The organism is Streptomyces sp. NPDC001270 (assembly GCF_042896695.1).
Lineage (GTDB): Bacteria > Actinomycetota > Actinomycetes > Streptomycetales > Streptomycetaceae > Streptomyces.
The window spans coordinates 24627-47533 of the sequence record NZ_JBIAXM010000026.1 but is presented as its reverse complement, the minus strand read 5'-3'; the positions used below and the strand labels follow the sequence as shown (position 1 = coordinate 47533).

Below are 22907 nucleotides of genomic sequence, written 5' to 3'. Positions count from 1 at the left end.
CATGTCCGTCCTGACCGCGGCCGACCGCACGGCCCCGGCCACCGCCCCGGCCCGCGGCAGGCGCCCGCGCAGGACCGCCCGGCGGACGCCGCCCCTGGTGCTCGCGTTCGTCCTCGTGCCGCTGCTCGCCGAGGCCGTATGGGTGTTCTGGCCCGCGCTCCAGGGCTTCTACCTCGCCCTCACCTCGTGGGACGGCGTGTCGCCGGCCAAGTTCGTCGGCCTCGGCAACTTCCGCGAGATGGCGCACGACACGGTCTTCCGCACCGCGGCCATCGACACGGTGCTGTGGCTGGTGCTGTTCGGCGGGCTGTCCGCGCTGCTCGGCCTGGGCGCCGCGCTGCTGCTGCAACAGGAGCGCCGCGGCGTCGGCCTCTACCGCGCCGCCCTGTTCCTGCCCGTCGTCTTCTCCCTGGTCGCCACCGCCCTCGTCTGGCAGGCCATCTACCAGCCCGACGGCGTCCTCAACCAGGTGCTGGAGGGCGTCGGCCTCGGCAGCCTGCGCCACGCCTGGCTCGCCGACCAGGACACCGCCCTGTACGCGGTGATCGTGCCCGCGCTGTGGCGGCAGATCGGCTACGTGATGGTGCTGTACGTCGCCGGCCTCAAGGGCATCGACCCCGCCCTGTACGAGGCGGCCAAGGTCGACGGCGCCGGACGCGTGCAGCGGTTCCGGCACGTGACCCTCCCCCAACTGCGCGGCGTCAACGCCGTCGTGCTGTCCGTGATCGTCATCGACTCGCTGCGCTCGTTCGACGTCGTCTGGTCCCTCACCCGCGGCGGCCCCTACCACTCGTCCGAACTGCTGAGCACCTACATGTACTCCACCGCCTTCCAGTCCCTGCGGCTGGGCTACGGCTCCGCCCTGGCCGTCGTCATCTTCGTGCTGGCGTTCGGCGTCATCTGCTCCTACCTCGTCCGCGCGTTCCGGGAGGCCGACTGATGTCCGCCACCACCACGGCCGTGCGCCGCAAACGGGCCGCCACCGCCGGATTCCACCTGGGCGCGGGCGCCCTGGCCGTCCTGTGGCTGCTGCCCATCGTCCTGGTCCTGGTGACCAGCCTGCGCTCCTTCGACGACATCGCCGCCCACGGCCTGGGCAGCCTGCCGCACTCCTTCACCCTCGACGCCTTCCGGCAGGCATGGGTCGACGGCGGCCAGCAGCGCGCCCTCATCAACAGCCTGCTCGTCACCGTCCCCTGCGTACTGGTGACCCTGGCGCTGGCCGCCATGGCCGCGTTCGCCCTCAGCCGCTACACCATGCCCCTGCGCCGCACCCTGCTCCTGGTCATGCTCGGCGGCAACCTGCTGCCCCCGCAGATCCTGCTCATCCCGGTGTCCAAGATGAGCGAACTCCTCGGCATCCACGACACCCTGCCCGCGCTCATCGGCGTGCAGATCGGCTTCGGCGTCGGCTTCTACGTCTTCGTCCTGTACGGCTTCATGCGGGCCATCCCCGTCGAGATCCAGCAGGCCGCCGTCGTCGACGGCGCCGGCCCGTGGCAGATCTTCTGGCGGATCATCCTCCCGCTCGCCCGGCCCGCGCTGGCCGCGCTCGGCGCGCTGTCCTTCACCTGGATCTTCAACGACCTGCTGTGGGCGATCACGGTGCTGCGCAGCGACACCAAGATGCCGATCACCGCGGCCCTCATCGGACTCCAGGGACAGTTCGTGTCCATGTGGAACGTCGTCGCGGCCGGATCCGTCATCGCCGCCGCACCGACCGTGGCCGTCTTCCTGCGCTTCCAGCGCCACTTCGTGGCCGGCCTCAACCTCGGAGCAGTCAAGTGACGTCGCACCAGCGCTGGACCCTGCGCACCGACAACACCAGCTACACCGTCCGCCTCTCCCCGGACGGCCCCTGGGCCGAGCTGGCGGCCTGGGGCCCGCACGGCGTGGAGAGCGGGCCGTCGGCGCTGGAGTGGTCGCGGCGCACCCACTTCATCACACCCGCCGACGCCGCGCCCGCCGAGTACCTGCCGTACGGCCTGCGCCCCTTCACCGGCGCCGACCTCGTGGCCTACCGGCCCGGCCACGACCGCGGCCTGTGGTGGAGCTTCACCGGCGCCGAGGAGACCGCGGGCGGCCTGCGCCTGGCCTTCACCGACGACCTCACCGGCCTGCGCACCGTCCTGTGCTACGCCACCGTGCCCGGCACCGACATCATCCACCGATGGACCGAGCTGACCTGCACCGGCGATACGGAACTGCGCCTGGAGCGGCTGGATTCGGGCGCCGTGAACATCCCCGTCACCACCGGCGCGCGGCTGACCTGCCTGACCGGGCAGTGGTCGCAGGAGTTCCAGCACACCCAGCTGGAACTGACCCGCGGAACCTTCACCATGGGCAGCAGCCAGGGCGTGCCCGGACACGCCTACGCGCCCTGGCTGGCCGTCCAGGACGCGGCCGCACCGCAGGACGCACCCGCCCCGGCGTACGGCGTGGCCCTGGAGTGGCCCGGGAACTGGCACATCACCGCCGAGGCCGAACCCGGCGGAGCCCTGCGGGTGCGTGCGGGCCGCGCACCGCACGAGGGCGCCGTGTTCCTGGCCCCCGGCCGCACCCTCACCACCCCGCGCCTGGCCTGCGCGTTCAGCCCGGACGGACTGGACGGCCTGTCCCGCGTCTGGCACCGCTACGAACGGCACCTCGCCGGTGACCGGCTGCACCGCACCCGCAAGGTCCTCTACAACTCCTGGGAGGCCACCGGCTTCGCCGTCGACGCGGCACAGCAACTGGAACTCGCCGAGGCCGCCGCGGACATCGGCGCCGAACTGTTCGTCGTCGACGACGGCTGGTTCACCGGCCGCGCCGACGACACCGGCGGACTGGGCGACTGGTACCCGGACCCCGCGGCGTTCCCCCAGGGCTTCGGCCGGTTCGTCGAGGACGTCCGCGCGCTCGGCCTGGACTTCGGCCTCTGGATCGAGCCGGAAGCGGTCAGCCCCGGCAGCCGCCTGCACGCCGAACACCCCGAGTGGATCTACCGCGTGGACGGCCGCCCCGCCCGCCTGGTGCGCAACCAGCTCCTGCTGGACCTGGGCCGCGGCGACGTCCAGGACTTCGTGATCGGCACCTTCGACCGGCTGCTCACCGAGTACCCCGTCGACTACCTGAAGTGGGACATGAACCGGCCGCCCACCGAGCGCGGCCGGCCGGACGCCGGACCCGCCGACCGGCTCGACCTCGACGCCCAGCACGTCCACGGCTATCTGCGGGTCCTCGACCACCTGCGCACCGCCCACCCCGACGTCACCGTCGAGGGCTGCGCCGGCGGCGGCGGACGCATCGACCACCTGACCCTCGCCCGCACCGACGTCGTATGGCCCAGCGACAACACCGCCCCCCTGGACCGGCTCGCCGTCCAGTACGGCTTCCTGCACGCCCACGCGCCCCACCGGATGAGCTCCTGGGTCACCGACGCGCCCGGTGTGTTCGACACGCGTCCGCGCTCCCTGGCCTTCCGCTTCGTCATGGCCATGTGCGGGGTCCTCGGCATCGGCGCCGACCTGCGCGCCTGGTCCGCGCGGGAGCGGGCCGAGGCCGCCGGATGGATCGAGCGCTACAAGGCCGTGCGGGACGTCGTCCACCACGGCGCGGCCCGCCTCCTCGGCACCCCCCGCGACGCCACCTGCGGAATCCAGTACGACGCGGAGGACGGACACCGCACCGTCGTCGCCGCGTTCAGCACCGGCCCGCTGAACGGCGCACCCCTGCTGCCGGGCCGGCCCGCCCGGCTGCGGCTGCGCGGACTGGACCCGGCCGGCACCTACCGGGACGCCGAGTCGGCCACCGTCTACAGCGGCGCCCATCTGCTGCACTACGGACTGCCCTTCGCGTGGCACGCCGACCACGATGCCCAGTTGGTGGTACTGACCCGGCAATAGCCCCCGGCCCGCATATGTTCGCAGGGCACACTGCGACCCAGCCGCCACACATCCCACCGAAGGAGCCGAACACCACGATGGATCAGCCCGCAGGACGGTACGGTGCACGCTTCACCGGCCGCACCGCCGTAGTGACCGGAGCCGCCTCCGGCATCGGAGCGGCCACCGCCGAACGCCTCGCGCGGGAGGGAGCCGCCGTGGTGCTCGCCGACATCGCGGACGCACCGGGCACGGCCCTGGCCGAACGGATCACCGCCGACGGCGGCCGGGCCCACTACGTGCACGCCGACGTCGCCGCCGAGGACGACTGGTCGCGGATCGTCACCGCCGCCCACACCTACGGCCCCGTCGACGCGCTGGTCAGCAACGCCTACACCGTCGACGTCGCCCCGGCGCACCAGATGTCCCCCCAGTCCTGGCAGCGGCAGCTCGACGTCAACCTCACCGGCAGCTTCCTCGGCTTCAAGGCCGTACTGCCGGACCTGCGCTCCCGCGGCGGGGCCGTGGTGCTCACCTCGTCCGTGCACGCCCACAAGGGCATCCCCGGCCACCCCGCCTACGCCGCCGCCAAGGGCGGCCTGCTGTCCCTGTGCGGTCAACTCGCCGTCGAGTACGGCCCCGAGGTACGCGTCAACGCCGTCCTGCCGGGACCGATCATGACCGCCGCCTGGGACCGGGTGCCGCCCGCCGACCGGGAACGCAGCGTCGCCGAGACCGCCGTCCGCCGCTTCGGCACCCCCGAAGAAGTGGCCGCCGCGATCGCGTTCCTCTGCGCCGGCGAAGCCTCCTACATCACCGGGGCGAGTCTCCTGGTGGACGGCGGCTGGAGTGTCGTGAAGGCATCCGCGTGACCGCCGCCGAACCACCGTCCGACCAGAAAGGCTGTACGACATGACGCCCTACGCCCGCCGCGGTGTGCACGGCCAGACCGTCGAGGCCCTCGCGCGCCGCATCCTGGGCGGCGAGATCCCCGAAGGAGCCACCCTCGACCTGGTGGCGCTGCAGAGCGAACTCGACGTCAGCCTCACCGCGTTGCGCGAGTCGCTGAAGGTGCTGGCCGCCAAGGGCATGGTCGACGCCCGCCAGAAGCGCGGCACCTTCGTCCGGGCCCGCGCGGACTGGAACCTGCTCGACGCCGACGTACTGCGCTGGCAGTTCGAGGGCGGCCGCACCACCGGGACCGACCGGTCGCTGCTGCGCAACCTCGCCGAGGTCCGCGCCATCGTCGAACCGGCCGCCGTACGGCTCGCCGCGCAGCGCCGCAGCGACGCCGACCTGGCGGCCCTGGACGGCGCCCTGGACGCCATGGGACGGCACGACGCGGACCCCGCGCACGCCGTCGAGGCCGACCTCGCCTTCCACCGCGCCCTGCTGGCCGCCACCCACAACGAACTGCTCGAACGTATGGAAATGGTGCTGGAGTCGGGTCTCGCGCACCGCGACCGCATCGTGCACAGCTCCCCGCACAGCGAGGACCCCGTCCCCGCCCACCGTGCGGTCCTGGACGCCGTACGCGACGGCGACCCGCAGGCCGCCGAGGCGGCCATGCGCGCGCTGCTCGCCCAGGCCGGCCGCGACCTCGACCGGATCGACGGCCCCGACGACACGAAAGGCAGCGGCGGCAAGTGAAGATCGCTCGCATCGAAACCTTCCTCGTCCCGCCGCGCTGGCTGTTCTGCCGCGTGGAGACCGACGACGGAACGGTCGGCTGGGGGGAACCGGTCGTCGAGGGCCGCGCGGAGATCGTGCGCACCGCCGTCGACGTCCTCGCCGAATACCTCGTGGGCCGGGACCCGCTGCGCATCCAGGACCACTGGCAGGTGCTCACCAAAGGCGGCTTCTACCGGGGCGGCCCCGTCCTGTCCAGCGCCGTCGCCGGCCTCGACCAGGCCCTGTGGGACATCGCGGGCAAGACCTACGGCGCGCCGGTGCACGCCCTGCTGGGCGGCCCCGTACGCGACCGGGTCCGGGTCTACGCCTGGGTCGGCGGCGACGAACCCGCCCAGCTCACCGAGCAGATCACGGCCCAGGTGGAGGCGGGCTTCACCGCGGTGAAGATGAACGGCGCCGGAGCCACCTCGCCCGTGGCCACCGCCGCGGAGACCGCGGCCGTCGTCGACCGGGTGGCCGCCGCCCGCGAGGCCCTCGGCCCCGACCGGGACGTGGCCGTCGACTTCCACGGCCGGTTCACCGCCGCCAGCGCCCGCCGCGTCCTGGCCGAACTCGCCCCGCTGCACCCGCTGTTCGTGGAGGAACCCGTCGTCCCCGAGCAGAACCACCTGCTGCCCGGACTGGTCGCGGCCGGCCCCGTACCCCTCGCCACCGGTGAACGCCTCTACTCCCGCAGCGAGTTCCTGCCCGCCCTGACCGCCGGCATCGCGGTCGTCCAGCCCGACCTGTCGCACGCCGGCGGCATCTCCGAGGTGCAGCGCATCGCCTCGCTCGCCGAGACCTACGGCGCACTGCTCGCCCCGCACTGCCCGCTCGGCCCGATCGCCCTGGCCGCCAGCCTCCAGATCGCCTTCGCCACGCCGAACTTCCTGATCCAGGAACAGAGCCGCGGCATCCACTACAACAAGGACGCCGACCTGCTGTCCTACCTCCTCGACCCGGAGCCGTTCCGCTTCGTCGCCGGACACGCCCGACGCGGCGACGCACCCGGGCTCGGCATCACCGTCGACGAGGCCGCCGTACGCGCCGCCGACCGCCGGGGTCACACCTGGCGCAACCCGGTGTGGCGGCACGCCGACGGATCCTTCGCGGAGTGGTGACCGTGCCGCTGGACGTCGTCACCGACCCCGCCCACGGCGGCCGCTGGACATCGCTGCGGCACCGCGGACGCGAATGGCTGTGGCGGCGTGAGCACACCGGACGCCACGGCGTGGCACCCGGCGACGCCTTCGTGGACGCGGGCGGCCTCGAAGAGTGCGTACCGACCGTCCGAGGCACCCCCGACCACGGCGACGCCTGGTCCCGCCCGTGGACCCGTGACGCGGGCACCGACAGCGTCCGCTGCGACCGGTTCGCCCTCGCGCGCACGCTCCGCGCCACCGCCGACGGTGTCGAGGCCGACTACGTGCTGACGGCCGAGCCCGGCTACCGCTTCCTGTGGGCCGCGCACGCGCTGCTCGACCTCTCCGAGCGGGCCGCCCTGAAGGCACCCGACGGGGCGCGCACGCGTCTGTTCCCGGAGGCGGCCCGCCTGCTGGGCCGTCCCTGGCCGGCCGGCGCACCCTGGGTGGAGGGCGCCTGGCCCACGCCCCTGGGGCTGCGCCTCGACCGGTTCGGGGCGGACGACGGCACCGCCGTCGGGGCCGTCGTGGCGGGCGGCCGCTGCTGTGTGCACGACGGCCCGGACCGGCTCGCCTTCGCGGTCGAGGCCGAGGGACAGCCGCTGTCCACCGCCGTGTGGCGCAACCTCGGCGGTTACCCCGACGGCCGCCCCTACCGCAGCATCGGCGTCGAACCCATGCTCGGCCGCGTCTTCGACCTCGACGAGGCGGGCCCCGAGGACGCCGCCCGCGTCCCGGCGTCGGGCGAGGTCCGCTGGCGGCTCACCCTGAGCGCGGAGTGCCGCTGTCCCTGAGCGGCCCGGCAGGCCCCACCGCCCGCCCCACCGCACCGATGTGGAAGGAACCCCGCTTCGTGGACCTACTGGCCGCCCTGGCCGCCCGTCGCCTGCTCGCCATCGTGCGCGGAGGCGACCCGGACGCCGCCCTGCGCACCGTACTCGCCCTGGCCGAGGAGGGCATCGACCTCATCGAGATATCGCTGAGCGGCGCCGACGCGCTCACCGTCATCGCCCGCGCCCGGCAGGAACTCGGACCCGACCGGCCCCTGGGCGCCGGCACCGTGCTGACCGCCGCCGACGCGCGGGCCGCGCACCGTGCGGGCGCCACCTTCGCGGTCACCCCCGGCCTCGGCGACGGCGTCGAGGCGGCGCACCGCCTCGGACTGCCGGTCCTGGCCGGCGTGCTGACCCCGACCGAGATCATCGCCGCCCAGGCCCGTGGCGCGGCCGCCCTCAAGCTGTTCCCGGCCGCGGAGACCGGGGGAGTGGCGTATCTGAAGGCGCTGCGCGGACCGTTCCCGCGTACGCCGTTCGTCCCGGTCGGCGGTGTCGACGTCGCCTCCGCCCGCGCCTACCTGGCCGCGGGGGCGACCGCCGTAGGAGTCGGCTCACCCCTGGTCGGCGACGCCGCCGACGGCGGCAGCCGCACCGCGCTGCGCGAGCGCGCCCGCGCCTTCCGGGCCGCCGTGCAGGAGGCCACCCGATGACCCCGGAACTCGTCCCCGCCCGACCCGACCGCCTGGAACTCGGCGAGGGCATCCGCTGGGCCGACGGCCGCGTCGTGCTCGTCGACATCCTCACCGGCCGCCTGCTCACCGCCCCGGAGGACCCGGCCGCCCCGTTGCGGCTGCTCGCCGAACTGCCCGTCCCGCTGGGCGCGGTGGCCCCCGTCGCCGGCCGCCCCGGCACCTGGATCGCCGCCGCCGGCACCGGCATCTGCCTGCTCGGCCCCGACGGTTCCACCACCTGGCTGGCACGGCCGGGGGACCGCCCGGGGCCGCGCATGCGCATGAACGACGCCGTGGCCGACCCCGCGGGCCGCTTCTGGGCGGGCAGCATGGCGTACGACGGGGACGAGGGGGCCGGATCCCTGTACCGCGTCGGCCACGACGGCACGGTCGTCCGGGTCCTCGACGGCATCACCGTGCCCAACGGGCCCGCCTTCACCGCCGACGGCCGCAGCATGTACCTGGCCGACAGCGCCCGCGGGGTCGTCCGCCGCTACCCCGTCGACGCCGCGACCGCCCGGCTCGGCACACCCGAGGTCTTCGTCACCCTTGAGGAAGGCAGCCCCGACGGCATGGCGGTCGACGCCGAAGGCGCCCTGTGGTGCGCCGTCTGGGGCACCGGAACCGTGCGCCGCCATCTCCCGGACGGCACCCTCGACCGGGTGCTGCGGCTGCCGGCCGCCCAGCCCGCCGGGGTGTGCCTGGCGGACGGCGTCCTCCACGTCACCACGGCCCGCACCGGACTCGCCTCGCCCGGCCCCTACGACGGCGCGGTGTTCTCGGTGCCGGTCGAGGTGCCGGGCACACCGACCCCCTCCTTCCGGCTCGATGCCGCGGCGCGGCCGACGGAGCGGACCGTGGGGGAGAGCGCATGACGGCCTGGCGCCCGGTCGCGGGGCGGGTCGTCTGCGTCGGCGAGACCATGGCGGCCCTGTCCCCGGACCCGCCCCGCCCGCTCGCGGACGCCGACCGGCTTCGCCTGTCCGTCGCGGGAGCGGAGTCGAACGTGGCCATGTACCTCGCGGACCACGGCATCCCGGTCAGCTGGCTGTCGGCGCTCGGCGCCGATCCCCTGGGGGACAAGGTCCGCGCCGCGGTGGCCGCGGCCGGGGTGGACGTCACCCACGTACGCACCGACCCGGACCGCCCCACCGGGCTCCTCGTCAAGGACCCCGGCCCCACCGGCACACGTGTCCGCTACTACCGGTCCGGTTCGGCGGCCTCGGCCCTGGGGCCCGGCCTGCTCGACCGCGAACCGGTGCGCGGCGCCGCTCTCCTGCACTTCACCGGCATCACCCCCGCCCTCTCCCCGTCCTGCCGCGACCTGGTGACCCGGGCACTGGCCGGTCCCGGTGCCGCACGGCCCTACGCGGTCAGCTTCGACGTCAACCACCGTGCCGCCCTGTGGCCGGACGGCACCGCCCCGGACGTGCTGCGCACACTCGCCGACCGGGCGGACATCGTCTTCGTGGGTCTCGACGAGGCACAGGACATCTGGGGCGCCGGGCTGACCCTCCCGGACCTGCGTCGCCTGCTGCCCGGTCCGCGGATCCTCGTCGTGAAGGACGGCGCCCGTGCCGCGACAGCCGTCAGCCGCAGCGGCACGTGCACGGTCCCGGCGCTGCGCACCGGGGTGGTGGAGCCCGTCGGCGCGGGCGACGCGTTCGCGGCGGGTTTCCTGGCGGGCCTGCTGCGTGGCGGGTCGACGACGTACGCCCTCCGGCTGGGCCACATCACCGCGGTCTCCGCGCTCAAAGTGACGGGGGACCACGGCCCGCTGCCGGACGGCGAGCACATCGAGCGGCTTCTCGGCCTCACACCACAGGACTGGGAGCGGTACGAGGACTCGGCCGCCCCGCCCCCGTCGCGGCTGCCGGACACCGCCCGGTGAGGTGCGGCGGGGACCGGCCGAACTCCCTTCCCCGGCACGGCGATTACCGCTTGCTCTGCTCCTCGCCGTCTGAGAGTCTTCAGCGGGCCTCCCGCCTGTACCCGCTCACAGCGAACGAAGGACTGACGCCAATGATCCCGGCGCGCTTCGGCGACCGCCGTCGGCACTGAGCTGTCCGCTCAGCACGCGGCGGTCCGACGATCCGGTGTCCGAGGACACCGCCGCATTCCTTCCACCGCCGTACAGGTGAGGTCACCATCGTGGACACCGACGTCCAGAGCTTTGCCGTCGCCAACCTGCTCCGCCGCCCCGTGGCGGTCGAGACCGGCTGCTTCGTCGCGGGGTTCGATCCCGCCACGACCAGCCCGTACGTCAACTACGCGACCCCGCGGCCCGGTACCCGCCCGACCGGCCGGGACGTCGCCGCACTGATAGCGGCGTTCCGTGCGCGCGGCCGCACACCGCGGCTGGAATTCGCCCCGGATGCCGCACCGGCCGTGGCTCCGGCGCTGCGCCGTGCGGGGTTCACCACGGAAGCCCTGCACGAGTACCTGGTCTGCACCCCGGCCACCCTGACACTGCCGGCCCCGGAGGACCGGCCGACTGGCCTGCCTGTCGTGGAAACCCCGTCCACGGACGAGGACTTCGCGGCGATCGACGCCGCGCTGTCCGAGGCCTTCACGGGTGACTTCGCCGCGTCGCCGGAAGGCGTCGCCCGGCTGCGGCGCACCGAGGAGAACGGCGGGGCGGTGCGCTTCGTCCGGGCCCCCGGCGGCGGATGCGCGGGCGCGGCCTCCTGTTCGGCGCCCGCGGTCGGCACCGCGGAGCTGACGGGTGTGGGCACCCGGCCCGCCCACCGCGGTCACGGCATCGCCGGTTCGGTCACCGCGGCGCTGACCGATGTCATGTTCGCCCGAGGAGCGCGGTCGGTCTGGCTGGAGTACTCGGGCGAGGGGTCCCGCCGGGTGTACGAGCGCGTCGGTTACCGGCCCCGGGGCACTCGCCTGTACCTGACGCTCGAAGAATGACCCGTGCACCAGGACCGCGGTCGGGTCCGTCCCCCGGATGTTCCAGGGGGCGGACCCGACCGCGAGCCGAACCACCGGCAGGCCGGGGCTCTCTCAGCTGGTGATGCGGAACGTGGACGGTGAGTCGTTCTGGGTTGCGACCTGGCCCGGGAGGAGGTTTTGCACCGTGTTGCCGGTGAAGGTCCCGGTGCCGGTGACTCCCGGGGCGATCCAGATGCCCTGCTTCGCCGGACCGTCGATCGTGTTGTTCTTCAGCGTCGCGTTGACGTGCGACTTGTCGATGTAGAGGCCCGCACGCAGGGCGCCTCGCATGACGTTGTCCGTCAGGGTGACGTTCGTGTATGCGTCCGGGTACAGGGAGGTGCTGGACGGGGAACTGATCCGCACGCCGTGCCGGACTCCGTTCCAGCCGCCACCGCCGAGCAGGACGTTCCCGCTGACCGTGGCCGACTCCAGGGGGTGCCCCGTGTCGCCGAACACACCGATGTCCAGGGCGCTGTTGGACGACACGCTGTTCACCAGGTTGTTCTTCATCTCGACGTCCTTGCCGCCGGCGATGCGCAGGCCATTGGCCCACCAGGGTGCGACCGCGGTGTTGTTGAGGATCTTCGCACCGCTCACCTGACCATTGGTACCGGCGGCCCCGGAGTCCGAGTAGGTGGCGAAGGAATCGTCACCGGTGCCGCGGGCGAAGTTGTTCTGCACCGTGATGTTGAGGCCGAGCTTGTCCGGGTTCTTGGCATTGCCGTTGTTGATGTTGAACCCGTCACCGTAGCTGTCCGCGGACCGGCTGTTGCGGACGATGCCGTTGCTGCCCGACAGCCAGTTGGCATCGGTGTGACGCGTCCAGATACGGTCGATCAGCCAGCCACCGGCGCCACTGGCGTTGACGCCGTAGTCCGAGCCGCCGGCACCACCCACGCCGCGCCAGGCGGCGTTGGAGTCGATCTGGACGTCGGTCAGCGTGGTGCCCGAGCCCACCAGGATCTGCGAACGCCAGGAAGTGGCCGGGATGGGCACCTTCCGGTAGAGGGTGGTGTACCACATGCCGGCGCCGTTCACCGTCACACCGGTGAAGTCCAGCGGCTTGGACACCAGGCTGTTCGTCAGGTACTTGCCCGGTGGGATCCACACCGACTTGCCCTGCTGCCGGGCGGCGTCCACCGTGCTCTGGATGGCGACGGTCGAATCCTTCGCGAAGGCCGGATCCGCTCCGTAGCTGACGACCGAGAGAGAATTGGCCGGCTGGGTCCGCGCGGCCCCGACCTTCTCCAGGTCGACGGAGTCGACGTCGTAGACGGCGGCCGTGTTGGCGGAGTCCTTCTTGAGCGTGATCGTGCTGCCCGCGGGGATGGGGCTTCCCGTGACCCAGACGGGGAACTCGTTGTAGAAGTGGTAGGGCGACCCGCCCGCGTTGGGGTCGTCGGGGTTGGTCGTGGCGTCGCGGTAGTTCCACTCCTGCTGGGAGCTGAGCGTGATCGCCTGGCGGAACGTGCCGTTCACGTACAGGTTCAGGGACGCCGTGATGCCGCCGCCCTGCGGCGCGTCCGGTATCGAGGCGCGCACCACGAGGGTGTTGGCATCCTTGCCCGTGTTGTTCCGCAGCGTCACCGCGTCGCCGGTGTTCTTGAGTTCGACGAGAGCGTAGCCCGAAGCCTCGGTCTCCAGGGTGGCGGCGGTCGGGGCCGGGTCGCCCGGCTTGACGGAGCGGACGCGGGCGCCGCCGCCGAGGGTCCCGGATTCCGCCTCGACCGTCACGAAGGGAGTCGTGGCACCAGCCGCGGCGATCTTCTTGGCGCCGGTCCCCGCCTTGACGGCCGCGTGGCCCTCGGGGGCGGGAACAACGGCCAAAGTGGCGGCGACAAGTGATGCGACGCCATATGTCCAGACTGTGGGTCGCCGGAGTCTTCGGAGCATGTGTCACCTCTTGATGGGGTTGACGACGACGCGGCCCGACGCGTCAAAGTGCGGGCGCCGCTACCTCGATGGCGTGCACATGCCAAGAAGCATGGCAATGGTTTCTGACTGCCATGTGACAAGACGATGGGGGCAGATCAGGGGGAAGTCGGCTCAGCGGAGCCGCGCTTCACTCCCTGCATGTGCTGGTGTCCGTGACACGTCTGCGCGTCTCACGGTCATCTGCCGCCCGCGCGGAGCCGGCTCGACACCCTGCCTCGGCATGATCGACATCATCCCTCCTCGGCCCGGCACCTGGCCGACGTGCGGTCGGATCGACAACCTCGTCCGCTTGTTCCGCTGATCGCGTTCGGGAGTCTACCGACGGTATGCAGATTATTCCATCGCCTGGATTAACCGACTTCGACTCAATGCGAGCAGGGTCTGCCGGGGCTTGCTCGGATTCACCCGGCATGTGGCCGTCTTCACTGGTCGGACCCGGTGTGGGGAAGGGGGTGGACCGGTGGCCCGTCGGTGCCGGTCGGCGGTGACCGGCCGTCCGGCGCATGAAGCACCGTCAAAGTCAGCGAATCGTGATCAATGGGCAGGAGGGAGCGGCTTTTTGGCCATCCCTTGGTCTTCTGGGTGCCACGATGCTCCATCGGATGGATGAACTCATGGCCGACGGACGCGGACCGGGGCGCACGCCCCCGGGGGCCGGCATGCCATCGGGCGTGCGATCAGCGGGCAGGCACGGATGCGCTGTCGCCCTCGGCGGCGGCCAGGGCGAGCCGGAACCGGCCTTCGTCAGCGCTGCCGGGCGCGGCGGTGAGGACCACGATCTTGAGTTCGGAATCGCCGTAGGCCAGCACGTCGCAGTCCACTTCCACGGCCCGGCCCGGGGATGCCGGACCGTCTTGCGGTCCTCGCGGTGCGTCGCGACCGTCCCGCTCGCCCACAGCCGGGCGAATGCCGGGTTGCCCGCGATGAGCACCCGGACCAGGACTCGGCCACGAGACCGCCCGCCGCCTCGTCGCACTCGGTCACACCGTGATCATGGGAGCGCGCGACGCGGAACGGGGCGCCGCGGCAGCCGCCGCACTGGGCGCGCGATTCGTCCGTACCGACGTCACGACGACGCCTCGGTCGCCGCCGCGGCGAGGGACGTCGCCGCGCACGAGGGCGTCGTCGACGTACTGATCAACAACGCCGGCGTGCACGGTCCGCACGGCGATCCCAGTGGCCTGACCGGCGCGGACGCCCTCGGCGTCTTCGACGTCAACCTCTTCGGCGTGGTCCGGACGACCGCCGCCTTCCTGCCGCTGCTGCGCCGGTCGCCGGACCCGCGCGTCATCAACGTCAGCAGCGGATTGGGGTCGCTCTCCGTCACCCACGACCCGACGCGGATCGAGTCCTCGGTGATCGCGCCTTTCTACACCGCGTCCAAGGTGGCCCTGACTATGCTCACCACCCAGTACGCCAAGGCGCTCGGCGACATCAGCGTCAACGCGGCCGACCCCGGCTGCACGGCGACCGATCTCAACGGCCACAGCGGCCCGCAGACCGTCACCGAAGGCGCCGACGCGATCGTCCGCCTCGCGACCGAGAGCCCCGGCGCGGGCTCCCGCCGCTTCATCGACCGCGACGGCCCGGTCGACCGGTCCTGGCAACGCTGGGGGAGGAGGACGGCGGGACGACGGGCAGGCGCGCCATCACACCGTTCGCGCGCCCGGCCCGGCGGACGGGATCCGACACCGGAGGTCACCGACCCCGGATGTGCCGACCCCGGATGTATCCGACCCCGGGTGTGTCGGTCGAGGAATCCGGCCCGGCCGCGACCCTGCTGCCCGGCGGGATCAGAAGTGCGAGCAGATCCACGTGATCTGGTCCGCGATCCAGCGGCTGCGCGCCTCGTCCACCTGTCCGTGCCGGTCGGTCAGGCGGACGATCGCGACCCCGCCGTTCCGGTCCACCTGCCGGCAGATCTCCGCCAGCTGCCGGGACACACCGGAGTGGTCGGAATCGGCGGTGGACCCGGAACTGCCGCCGGACGTCGCCGTCGCCGCCGAGGCGACACCTCCGGAGGCGAGGACCGCGGTCCCCGTGACGGCCACGGAGGCGAGCGCGAGGGCGGTACGGCGGGCGATGGTGCTGGTCATGGAGTTTCCTTCGTGCTGGTCCCCGGCCGATACCGGGGTCTTTGTCGGGTGTTCGAGCGGGCGGACAGGGCCGGGCCGGGACGTGCGGACGTCCTTGGGCCCGGCGGCCGCCTCGGCGACGCGATCCCTGAGGGGGCGTCTGGGCTGTGTCCCCGGTCCGCCGGGGCTCCCGCGGCGCGGGCTCCTGCCGACGGTGACGACCGAGCCCCGCCGCGCGGGAGTTTCGCCGCACGCGGCCCGGCATCGTGGATCTCTGTGCGGTTGTCGGTGATGGCGTCGGCATCACCGACACAGTCCAACGACTCCTCGGCACTCTCGCAACCGGAGTCCGCCCCTCGGCCCGTGCCCGCCGCCCGCATCCGTGTGCGTGCTCCCTGCATGTGTCCGCGTGCAGCGGGAACTCGGGGGGCGCCATTCACGGCACCGGACAACCTCCTGAGGAGATGAATCGGATGCTGTTCCTCGCACTGCTGCTCCTCGTGGCGACGGGCGCCTTCACCGTCCTGGCCATCATCGGCAACCTGTCGGGTGGTCCGGAGTACGCCGTGTCGGTGCTCGGCCACCACATCGCCACCCTCGGCCCGGTCGGCATCTTCTGCTCCGGCCTCGCACTGGCGCTGCTGTTCTGCGCGCTGCTCGCCACTGTGATCGGCGGGGCCTCGCACCACCGTCGCAGGACCACACGTCCGCACCGGGCACGTCGCACCACGGTCCGCCCGATGGCGGGACCCGACGCACGGGCCTGAGCCCGGACATCTCTTCAGGAGCCCGTGCCCCGCTCGCGGCGGAGCCGGCGGATCACGACCAGGAGGTCCAGGGCGGCCAGCAGGACGAGGGCCGCGAAGACGGCGGCGAGCGTCACCAGTACACCGCCGCCCGGGATGTCACCGGGGCCGGAGTCGGCCGCCCAGAGAGCGAAGAGGGCCGCCGCCGCCACGAAGACCGGCAGGAAGATCCCGCTCAGCAGCAGCCGCAGCCGCAGCGCGCTCCGCGCGGTGACGGGCTCGGTGCCGGTGCGTGGCATGCGGCGGCCGGTCGTGCCGGACCGCGGGCGCGGGGCCGTCGGGCCGGGGCGCGCGGAAGGTTCGGGACTCATGGCTGGTCCTCTCAGTGGTCCAGGTCGGCCTCGCCGGTTCCGTTCGTCTCCCGGTTCGGCCCTGGCGACCCGTTCCGGCAAGGTCATCGGCTCCACGGTGACCGGGGCCTCGGACGTCACTTCACGTATCGGTCCGGTCACTGCCGGGCAGACGGGCGGACCGGGCGTGCGGTGCCTGCCGGCCGCGTAGCCCGGACCGTCGAGACGAAACTCACTTTCAAGGCATTTGCCCTGCAATGCGGGAGCAGTGGGGAAGGTCCGGTCCCGCGGCTGCCCCGTCCCGGCGTGTCGAGTGGCCTGTCCGAGCCATGGGGAGACGATGGATATCGCGGATATATCGGATATCCGAAGGTGGGCGGAGAGGCAGGGCCGGGTGGAGCCGCAGGTCGCATCGGAGCAACTGGGGGCGGGACGGACCGGAACGGCCGCGCCCGTACCCGAAGGGGCGCACGACGGCCCGGACAGGGACGTACGGCGCCGGATTCCCCGCACCGACGTCCTGCTGCGGGAGCCGCGGCTGAGCGAGGCGGCGGCCCGGCTGGGAGCCTCGGTCGTCAAGGCCGCGATCCGTCAGGCGCAGGAGCGTGCGCGTACCGGACGCATCCCGCCCGAGCGGATCGGCGACGAGGCCGTCGCCCTCCTGCCCCGGACGGCGGGCGGACTGCACGCGGTGATCAACGCCACCGGGATCGTGCTGCACACGAATCTCGGCCGGGCGGCGCTGTCCGCGGCGGCCCGGCGGGCCGTGCAGGACGCCGCGGGCCCCACCGACGTCGAACTGGACCTGGCCACCGGTGTACGGGCCCGGCGCGGACGTACGGCACTGCGCGCGCTGTGCGACCGGGTGCCGTCCGCCGAGGCCGCGCACGTCGTCAACAACGGCGCCGCCGCCCTGGTCCTGGCCGCCACCGCGCTCGCCGCCGGCCAGGAGATCGTCATCAGCCGGGGGGAAATGGTGGAGATCGGGGACGGCTTCCGGCTGCCCGACCTCCTCGTGTCCACCGGAGCCCGGCTGCGCGAGGTCGGCACGACCAACCGGACGACGGCCGCCGACTACGCCGAAGCGATCGGACCCGGGACCGGATTCGTGCTGAAGGTGCACCCCTCCAACTTCCGCATCACCGGCTTCACCCGCGGCGCCGACGCCGGCGAACTGGCCGGGCTCGGCGTCCCGGTGGTCGTCGACATCGGCTCCGGGCTGCTCGCCCCCCATCCCGCGCTGCCCGAGGAACCCGACGCCGAGACGCAGTTGCGGGCGGGTGCCGCGCTGGTGACCGCCAGCGGGGACAAACTGCTCGGCGGACCGCAGTGCGGGCTCCTCCTGGGCGAGGAGAAGCTCGTCCGTACCCTGTCCCGGCATCCGCTGGCCCGCGCCCTGCGCGTGGACAAGCTCACGCTGGCCGCCCTGGAGGCCACCCTCACCGGACCGCCCACCCCGACCGCCGAGGCACTGTCCACGGACCCCGCCGCGCTCCGGGCCCGCGCCGACCGGCTCGCCGCCGCCCTGAGCGCGCACGGCATCGACGTCCGGGCTGTGGGGAGCGCCGCCCGGGTCGGCGGCGGCGGTGCGCCCGGAGTGAGCCTGCCCAGCGCCGCACTGTCGCTGCCGGAGCCGTTCGCCGCCGCGCTGCGCGCCGGGCGCGTGCCCGTCGTCGGACGCCTGGAGGCCGGGCGCTGTCTGCTGGATCTGCGGGCGGTGCCGCCCGCGGACGACGAACGGCTGGCCGAGGCGGTCCGGTCGGCGGCGGGAGGGTAGCGGCATGCGGGTCCTGGCCACCGCCGGCCACGTCGACCACGGGAAGTCCGCCCTGGTGCGGGCGCTGACCGGGATGGAACCCGACCGCTTCGAGGAGGAGCGGCGCCGGGGCCTGACCCTCGATCTCGGGTTCGTGTGGACCCGGCTCGGCACGGGCGGGGAGCAGATCGCCTTCGTGGACGTGCCCGGTCACGAGAAGTTCGTCCCGACCATGCTCGCCGGGGCCGGTCCGGTGCCCGCGGTGCTGTTCGTCGTGGCCGCCGACCAGGGCTGGCAGCCCCAGTCCGAGGAACACCTGGCGATCCTCGACGCGCTCGGGGTCCGGCACGCCGTCCTCGCCGTGACCCGCAGCGACCTCGCCGACCCCGAACCGGCCCGCGCGGCCGCCCTGGAGCGCATGGCGGCCACCTCGCTGGGCGCCGTACCGTCCGTCGCGGTCAGCTCGGTGACCGGGACCGGGCTGACGGAACTGCGCGGGGAACTGGCCCGGCTGGCCGCGGCACTGCCGGTCCCGCCCGCCGACGCCGACGTGCGGCTGTGGCTGGACCGGGCCTTCACGGTGCGCGGGCACGGCACCGTGGTGACCGGCACGCTCGGCGCGGGCACCCTCCGGGTGGGCGACCGCCTGGAGACGGGCGACGGCACGGCCACGCTCCGCGTCCGCGGCCTGCAGACCCTCCAGGAGGGACACTCCGCCGTCAGCGGAGTGGCGCGCGTCGCGGTCAACGTGCACGGCCCCGCGGCCGGCCGGCTGCGGCGCGGACAGGTGCTGCTGGCGCCGGGGCGCTGGCTGCTCACCACCGCCGCCGACGTCCGGGTGGCCGGCGAACCGGTCGACGACCTGCCCCGGACGGTCACCCTGCACATCGGCACCGCGGCCGTCCCGGTCACCGTCCGCCCCCTCGGAGCGGACACCGCCCGGCTGACCCTGGACCGCGGACTGCCGCTGCGCGTCGGCGACCGTGCGGTGCTCCGCGAACCCGGCGGGCACCGGGCACCGAGCGGCGTGACCGTCCTGGACGTCCGCCCGCCGCCGCTGACCCGGCGGGGCGCGGGCCGGGACCGGGCCCGGGAACTGGCCGCCATGACCGGCCGTCCGGACGGCCCGGCGGAGCTGCGGCGCCGCAGGCTGATCCGCCGTTCGGACCTGCTCGCCATGGGAGTGCCCGCCCCGCTCCCACCGGTCGCCGGTGACTGGCTCGCCGACCCGGCGCACTGGGCCGGGCTGCGGGAACGCCTGGCCGCCGAGGTGGACCGGTATGCGCAACGGCACCCGCTGGAACCGGGCCTGCCCACGGAGGCGGCCCGGCACCTGCTCGGCCTGCCCGACCGGCCGCTGGTGGACGCTCTGGCCGAGGTACCCGGCGACCCGCGGCTCACCTGCCGCCAGGGCAGGCTGTACGGCTCCGAGGACCTCCGGCCCACACTGCCGCCCGAGCTTCGGGCAGCCGTCGACGCCGTGGCGCGGGAACTCGCGGCGGCGCCGTTTTGCGCGCCGGAGGCCGACCGCCTCACCGAACTGGGCCTCACCCGCAGGGCGGTGGCCGCCGCGGTCGCGGCGGGCGCGCTGCTGCGGGTCGCCGACGGCATCGTGCTGCTGCCCGGAACGGACGAACGGGCCGCGGCCGTGCTCGCCCGGCTGCCCCAGCCGTTCACGCTGAGCGAGGCCCGGCAGGCCCTGGAGACCACCCGCCGGGTCGCCGTGCCGCTGCTGGAGCACCTGGACGCCCGGGGGTACACGGAGCGCGTGGACGACCAGCGGCGGCGCTGCCGTGGCGGCACCGAAAGCGGAGGCGGACGGGAATCGAACCCGCCTGCCCGAGATCCTCGGGCACCTCGGTTTTGAAGACCGGGAGGGCCACCAGGCACCCACACGCCTCCATCCATCGCCAGGCTACTCGCGCAGGAGACCGACATGACCACGACGCGCCAAGCCCCCGTACGCCTCACACAGTTCGCCCATGGCGGCGGCTGCGCCTGCAAGATCCCGCCCGGTGAACTGGAGGCCGTGCTCGGCGGCCTCACCGCACCCCGGACCGCCCCGGCCGACCTGCCGCTCCTGGTCGGGCTGGACACCGGCGACGACGCCGCCGTCGTCGCCCTGCCCGCGCGGGGCGACACCCCCGCGCAGGCCGTGGTGTCCACCGCCGACTTCTTCACCCCGGTCGTCGACGACCCCTACGACTGGGGACGCATCGCCGCGGCCAACGCCCTGTCCGACGTGTACGCGATGGGCGGCCGGCCCGTGGTCGCCGTCAATCTCCTGGCCTGGCCGCGCGACGTGCTGCCGTTCGAGCTGGCCCGTGAGGTGTTGCGCGGTGGACTGCACGTCGCGGCCGAGGCCGGCTGCCACGTGGGCGGCGGCCACAGCGTCGACGATCCCGAACCCAAGTACGGCATGGCCGTCACCGGGCTGGCCGACCCGGACCGGCTGCTGCGCAATGACACCGGCCGTCCCGGCGTGCCGCTGTCGCTGACCAAACCCCTCGGCCTCGGCGTGCTCAACAACCGCCACAAGGCCACCGGCGAGCGGTTCGAGCAGGCGATCGTCACGATGACGGCCCTCAACCGGGACGCCTGCGCCGCGGCCCTGGCGGCCGGCGCGACCTGCGCCACCGACGTCACCGGATTCGGCCTGCTGGGCCACTTGCACAAGCTGGCCCGCGCCTCGCGGGTGACCGCGGTGATCGACACCGCCGCCGTGCCCTACCTCGACGGGGCACGGGAGGCCGTACGGGACGGGTACGTCAGCGGCGGTACCCGGCGCAACCTGGACTGGGTGGCGCCGTTCACGGACTTCGGTACGGCGGACACCGACACGTGTCTGCTGCTGGCCGACGCCCAGACCTCCGGCGGGCTCCTGGTCGCCGGGGAGGTACCGGGGGCGCCGGTGATCGGCGAACTCGTCTCCCGCGGGCCCTGCTCCCTCGTACTGCGGTGAACCCGAGGACGTCAGATCCACAGCGTGTCCGGGTGCGCTCGTCGACCACGGCCGCGTGTCCGGTGTGCCCCTCGGCGACGGCCGTGTGCCATGGGCGGGACGCTCGACCGCGGCCGTGCGGGGCGATGCCGTGCGCCCCGCCGACCCTGCCCGGCCCGCGTACGCCGGTCCGGGCGGGGCCTCAACGCCGTGCGTGGCGGATCTTCAGCCGGCCGAACCCCATGGCTCCGGAGATCCGTATCCTCGGCCCGCCGGGTCCGGAGGGCTGCCGGGGTTTGTAGCGGAGGTCCTTCCACCCGGTGCGCAGGTCCTCGACGTCGACGACCGCGTCACGCGGGACCGTGATCCTGGCCCGGCCCGTGCCGAGCTGCAATTCGAGGTCGACCAACGGATGCTCGAAGACCGCCCGGGAAAGGTCCAGGCGCACGTTTCCGTACGCGGACTCGACCTTGAGCGTCCGGGGCACCCGCCATGCGCCGCGCCGGTGGATACGTCCACTGTGGGCGGCGATCGTGGACGTGCGTTCCGCTTCCTGTTCCGGCAGCGAGTCCAGGGCCGACGCCAGGTCGCTGCGGGTCGTGGCGGCGAGCGTCCGGTGCAGGCGTTCGTCCATCTCCTCGTGTGAGATGTGCCCGTCGGCGTACGCCTCCTGCACACGCTGCACGGCCGTGTCGCGCTCGTCTTCACTGATCATGGGCGGCGGGCCTTCCGACAGGGGGTCACCGCCCCACTCTAGTTCGGTGTCCCGGGCGCGGACGGGCCCAGGGCTGTCCGGGCGCCGCTCGTCGATGTCCGAGGCCCGGGTGACGGCCGGCGAGGTGGCGTGGGACAGCAGGGCACCGGGGACGCCCAGTACGTCAGGTGAACGACGCGGAGGCGGCCGCCGGAGCCCCTGGCGGCCACCCCCGCGTCGTTGCCGGGTGTGTGCGTTATCCCCGGGCCACCGCGATCGAGCCCGCGAGGCGTTCGCCCGCCTCGTACACCATGTACGGCACCCCGCCGTCCGTACCGAACGTCGGCGACGCCGACCGCCCGTTCTCCGGCGCCCCGGAGCGCGAGTCGTAGAAGACGCCCAGGTGCCTGCGGAGCGAGAAGTCCGCGCCCACCTCGGTGATCATGAGGTCGCCGCCGCTCTCCTTGTCCTTGTTGTAGACGACGTACGCGGACCCGTTCCGGGTCAGCAGATGGGGACCGCCGATGTTCACCGCGCCGACGTCCGAGTGACGCACCAGCGGCGTCTGGTCGAAGGTCCAGCTCCGGCCGTCGGCCGACCAACCCCAGCAGATGTCACGGTGGTTGGTCGTGTTGTTCAGCATGAACATCATCACGTAGTGCGCGCCACGGGCCGGCAGGTCATGTCGGAAGACCCGGGCGTACGAGGTCTCGGTGGTGCCCGACGGCATCATCGACGTCGACAGGACCACCTTGTCGTACGTGAAGTGCACACCGTCCTTAGAACGGGCCAGCCGCGTCGTCGTGTTCTCGCCGTGGAAGTACAGCCAGAACTCCTTCGCGTCCGCGTTCCACAGCACATGCGGCGACGACACATGGCTGACCGAATAGTGCGGATCCCACTTGTTGGAGACGATCGGGTTCGCCGGGTACTCCGTGAACGGGCCCTCCATCGAGTCCCCGTACGCCAGACAGATCCCGCCCGGCGCGTCGTGCGGTGCGTAGTACAGGTAGTAACGGCCCAGCGGCGACGCCAGCTTGTCGTACACGCCGCGCACGGTCGGGAAGATGATCTCGCCCGTCGGGTTGTACTTGAGCTGCGCGGGCGACAGCAGCGTACGGACGTAGGTGTAGTCGGGGAACCCGCCGGGCGCGGCGGACGCCGACTGCGCCGGCACACCGCCGAGGGCGAGTGCGGCGCCGGTGACGGCGGTGGTGCGCAGGAACATACGACGGTCGAGGCCGGACTGCGGCTCGTGCATGATCGGCTCCTGGAATCGGATGA

Annotated in this window: 20 protein-coding genes, 1 tRNA gene and 3 pseudogenes; 16 read left to right on the top strand and 8 right to left on the bottom strand. The window is 73.3% G+C overall.

What is annotated here, in order from left to right:
* Position 1 precedes the first annotated feature (1 nt).
* From ACFY2B_RS33440 to ACFY2B_RS33390, 11 genes are all read left to right on the top strand, one after another.
* Positions 2-940, top strand: a complete 939-nt coding sequence (locus ACFY2B_RS33440; RefSeq protein ID WP_390766822.1) for a carbohydrate ABC transporter permease — start codon at positions 2-4, stop codon at positions 938-940.
* Complete coding sequence (locus ACFY2B_RS33435; protein WP_376533446.1) at positions 940-1788, top strand: carbohydrate ABC transporter permease; 849 nt, start codon at positions 940-942, stop codon at positions 1786-1788. The genes ACFY2B_RS33440 and ACFY2B_RS33435 overlap by 1 nt, the downstream gene beginning before the upstream one ends.
* Complete coding sequence (locus ACFY2B_RS33430; protein ID WP_390766821.1) at positions 1785-3884, top strand: alpha-galactosidase; 2100 nt, start codon at positions 1785-1787, stop codon at positions 3882-3884. The genes ACFY2B_RS33435 and ACFY2B_RS33430 overlap by 4 nt, the downstream gene beginning before the upstream one ends.
* Before the next feature lie 77 nt (positions 3885-3961).
* Positions 3962-4735: an SDR family NAD(P)-dependent oxidoreductase gene (locus ACFY2B_RS33425; RefSeq protein WP_390766820.1), complete on the top strand. Its 774-nt coding sequence runs from the start codon at positions 3962-3964 to the stop codon at positions 4733-4735.
* 40 nt (positions 4736-4775) lie between these two features.
* Positions 4776-5513, top strand: coding sequence for a FadR/GntR family transcriptional regulator (locus ACFY2B_RS33420; RefSeq protein ID WP_390766819.1), 738 nt, complete (start codon positions 4776-4778; stop codon positions 5511-5513).
* Positions 5510-6655: a galactonate dehydratase gene (gene dgoD, locus ACFY2B_RS33415; RefSeq protein ID WP_390766818.1), complete on the top strand. Its 1146-nt coding sequence runs from the start codon at positions 5510-5512 to the stop codon at positions 6653-6655. The genes ACFY2B_RS33420 and dgoD overlap by 4 nt, the downstream gene beginning before the upstream one ends.
* Positions 6652-7470 carry a hypothetical protein gene (locus ACFY2B_RS33410; protein ID WP_390766880.1) on the top strand — a complete coding sequence of 273 codons (819 nt, stop codon included), beginning with the start codon at positions 6652-6654 and terminating at the stop codon, positions 7468-7470. The genes dgoD and ACFY2B_RS33410 overlap by 4 nt, the downstream gene beginning before the upstream one ends.
* Before the next feature lie 59 nt (positions 7471-7529).
* Positions 7530-8162, top strand: a complete 633-nt coding sequence (locus tag ACFY2B_RS33405) for a bifunctional 4-hydroxy-2-oxoglutarate aldolase/2-dehydro-3-deoxy-phosphogluconate aldolase (protein WP_390766817.1) — start codon at positions 7530-7532, stop codon at positions 8160-8162.
* The gene (locus ACFY2B_RS33400; protein ID WP_390766816.1) at positions 8159-9058 is read left to right on the top strand and encodes an SMP-30/gluconolactonase/LRE family protein; all 900 of its coding nucleotides are present in this window, start codon (positions 8159-8161) and stop codon (positions 9056-9058) included. Before ACFY2B_RS33405 ends, ACFY2B_RS33400 begins: the two co-directional genes overlap by 4 nt.
* On the top strand, positions 9055-10074 hold the full coding sequence (locus ACFY2B_RS33395) for a sugar kinase (RefSeq protein ID WP_390766815.1): 1020 nt from the start codon (positions 9055-9057) through the stop codon (positions 10072-10074). The genes ACFY2B_RS33400 and ACFY2B_RS33395 overlap by 4 nt, the downstream gene beginning before the upstream one ends.
* Positions 10075-10334: 260 nt before the next feature.
* Positions 10335-11102, top strand: a complete 768-nt coding sequence (locus ACFY2B_RS33390; RefSeq protein WP_390766814.1) for a GNAT family N-acetyltransferase — start codon at positions 10335-10337, stop codon at positions 11100-11102.
* Positions 11103-11195: 93 nt separating this feature from the next.
* On the opposite strand, the gene ACFY2B_RS33385 is transcribed toward ACFY2B_RS33390, so the two are convergent.
* The 3 genes and pseudogenes from ACFY2B_RS33385 to ACFY2B_RS33375 all read right to left on the bottom strand — a co-directional run.
* Entirely contained in the window at positions 11196-12953 is a 1758-nt protein-coding gene (locus ACFY2B_RS33385; RefSeq protein ID WP_390766813.1) for a glycosyl hydrolase family 28-related protein, read from the bottom strand.
* A 785-nt stretch (positions 12954-13738) separates the two neighbouring features.
* Positions 13739-13888, bottom strand: coding sequence for a hypothetical protein (locus ACFY2B_RS33380; RefSeq protein ID WP_390766887.1), 150 nt, complete (start codon positions 13886-13888; stop codon positions 13739-13741).
* A 44-nt stretch (positions 13889-13932) separates the two neighbouring features.
* A pseudogene (locus ACFY2B_RS33375) lies at positions 13933-13992 on the bottom strand (hypothetical protein); the annotation flags it as partial.
* Between the two features lie 8 nt (positions 13993-14000).
* Here ACFY2B_RS33375 and ACFY2B_RS33370 point away from each other — a divergent pair.
* Positions 14001-14653 (top strand): annotated as a pseudogene (locus tag ACFY2B_RS33370) (SDR family NAD(P)-dependent oxidoreductase); the annotation flags it as partial.
* 201 nt (positions 14654-14854) lie between these two features.
* Here the strand turns inward: ACFY2B_RS33370 and ACFY2B_RS33365 are convergent.
* Positions 14855-15157, bottom strand: coding sequence for a hypothetical protein (locus ACFY2B_RS33365; RefSeq protein ID WP_390766812.1), 303 nt, complete (start codon positions 15155-15157; stop codon positions 14855-14857).
* Between the two features lie 452 nt (positions 15158-15609).
* Between ACFY2B_RS33365 and ACFY2B_RS33360 the strand changes: the two genes are divergently transcribed.
* Positions 15610-15903, top strand: a complete 294-nt coding sequence (locus tag ACFY2B_RS33360) for a hypothetical protein (protein ID WP_390766811.1) — start codon at positions 15610-15612, stop codon at positions 15901-15903.
* Between the two features lie 14 nt (positions 15904-15917).
* On the opposite strand, the gene ACFY2B_RS33355 is transcribed toward ACFY2B_RS33360, so the two are convergent.
* On the bottom strand, positions 15918-16253 hold the full coding sequence (locus tag ACFY2B_RS33355) for a DUF6343 family protein (protein WP_390766810.1): 336 nt from the start codon (positions 16251-16253) through the stop codon (positions 15918-15920).
* Positions 16254-16653: 400 nt separating this feature from the next.
* On the opposite strand from ACFY2B_RS33355, the gene selA reads away from it, so the two are divergent.
* Complete coding sequence (gene selA, locus ACFY2B_RS33350; RefSeq protein ID WP_390766879.1) at positions 16654-18009, top strand: L-seryl-tRNA(Sec) selenium transferase; 1356 nt, start codon at positions 16654-16656, stop codon at positions 18007-18009.
* Between the two features lie 4 nt (positions 18010-18013).
* A pseudogene (locus ACFY2B_RS33345) lies at positions 18014-19762 on the top strand (SelB C-terminal domain-containing protein); the annotation flags it as partial.
* Between the two features lie 34 nt (positions 19763-19796).
* Here ACFY2B_RS33345 and ACFY2B_RS33340 read toward each other — a convergent pair.
* A tRNA-Sec gene (locus tag ACFY2B_RS33340) sits at positions 19797-19890 on the bottom strand.
* Positions 19891-19924: 34 nt separating this feature from the next.
* Here ACFY2B_RS33340 and selD point away from each other — a divergent pair.
* Entirely contained in the window at positions 19925-20950 is a 1026-nt protein-coding gene (gene selD / locus ACFY2B_RS33335) for a selenide, water dikinase SelD (RefSeq protein ID WP_390766809.1), read from the top strand.
* A 181-nt stretch (positions 20951-21131) separates the two neighbouring features.
* Here selD and ACFY2B_RS33330 read toward each other — a convergent pair whose 3' ends face one another.
* Positions 21132-21644 carry a DUF1707 domain-containing protein gene (locus ACFY2B_RS33330; protein WP_390766808.1) on the bottom strand — a complete coding sequence of 171 codons (513 nt, stop codon included), beginning with the start codon at positions 21642-21644 and terminating at the stop codon, positions 21132-21134.
* A 235-nt stretch (positions 21645-21879) separates the two neighbouring features.
* The gene (locus ACFY2B_RS33325; RefSeq protein WP_390766807.1) at positions 21880-22884 is read right to left on the bottom strand and encodes a twin-arginine translocation signal domain-containing protein; all 1005 of its coding nucleotides are present in this window, start codon (positions 22882-22884) and stop codon (positions 21880-21882) included.
* Positions 22885-22907: the final 23 nt, after the last annotated feature.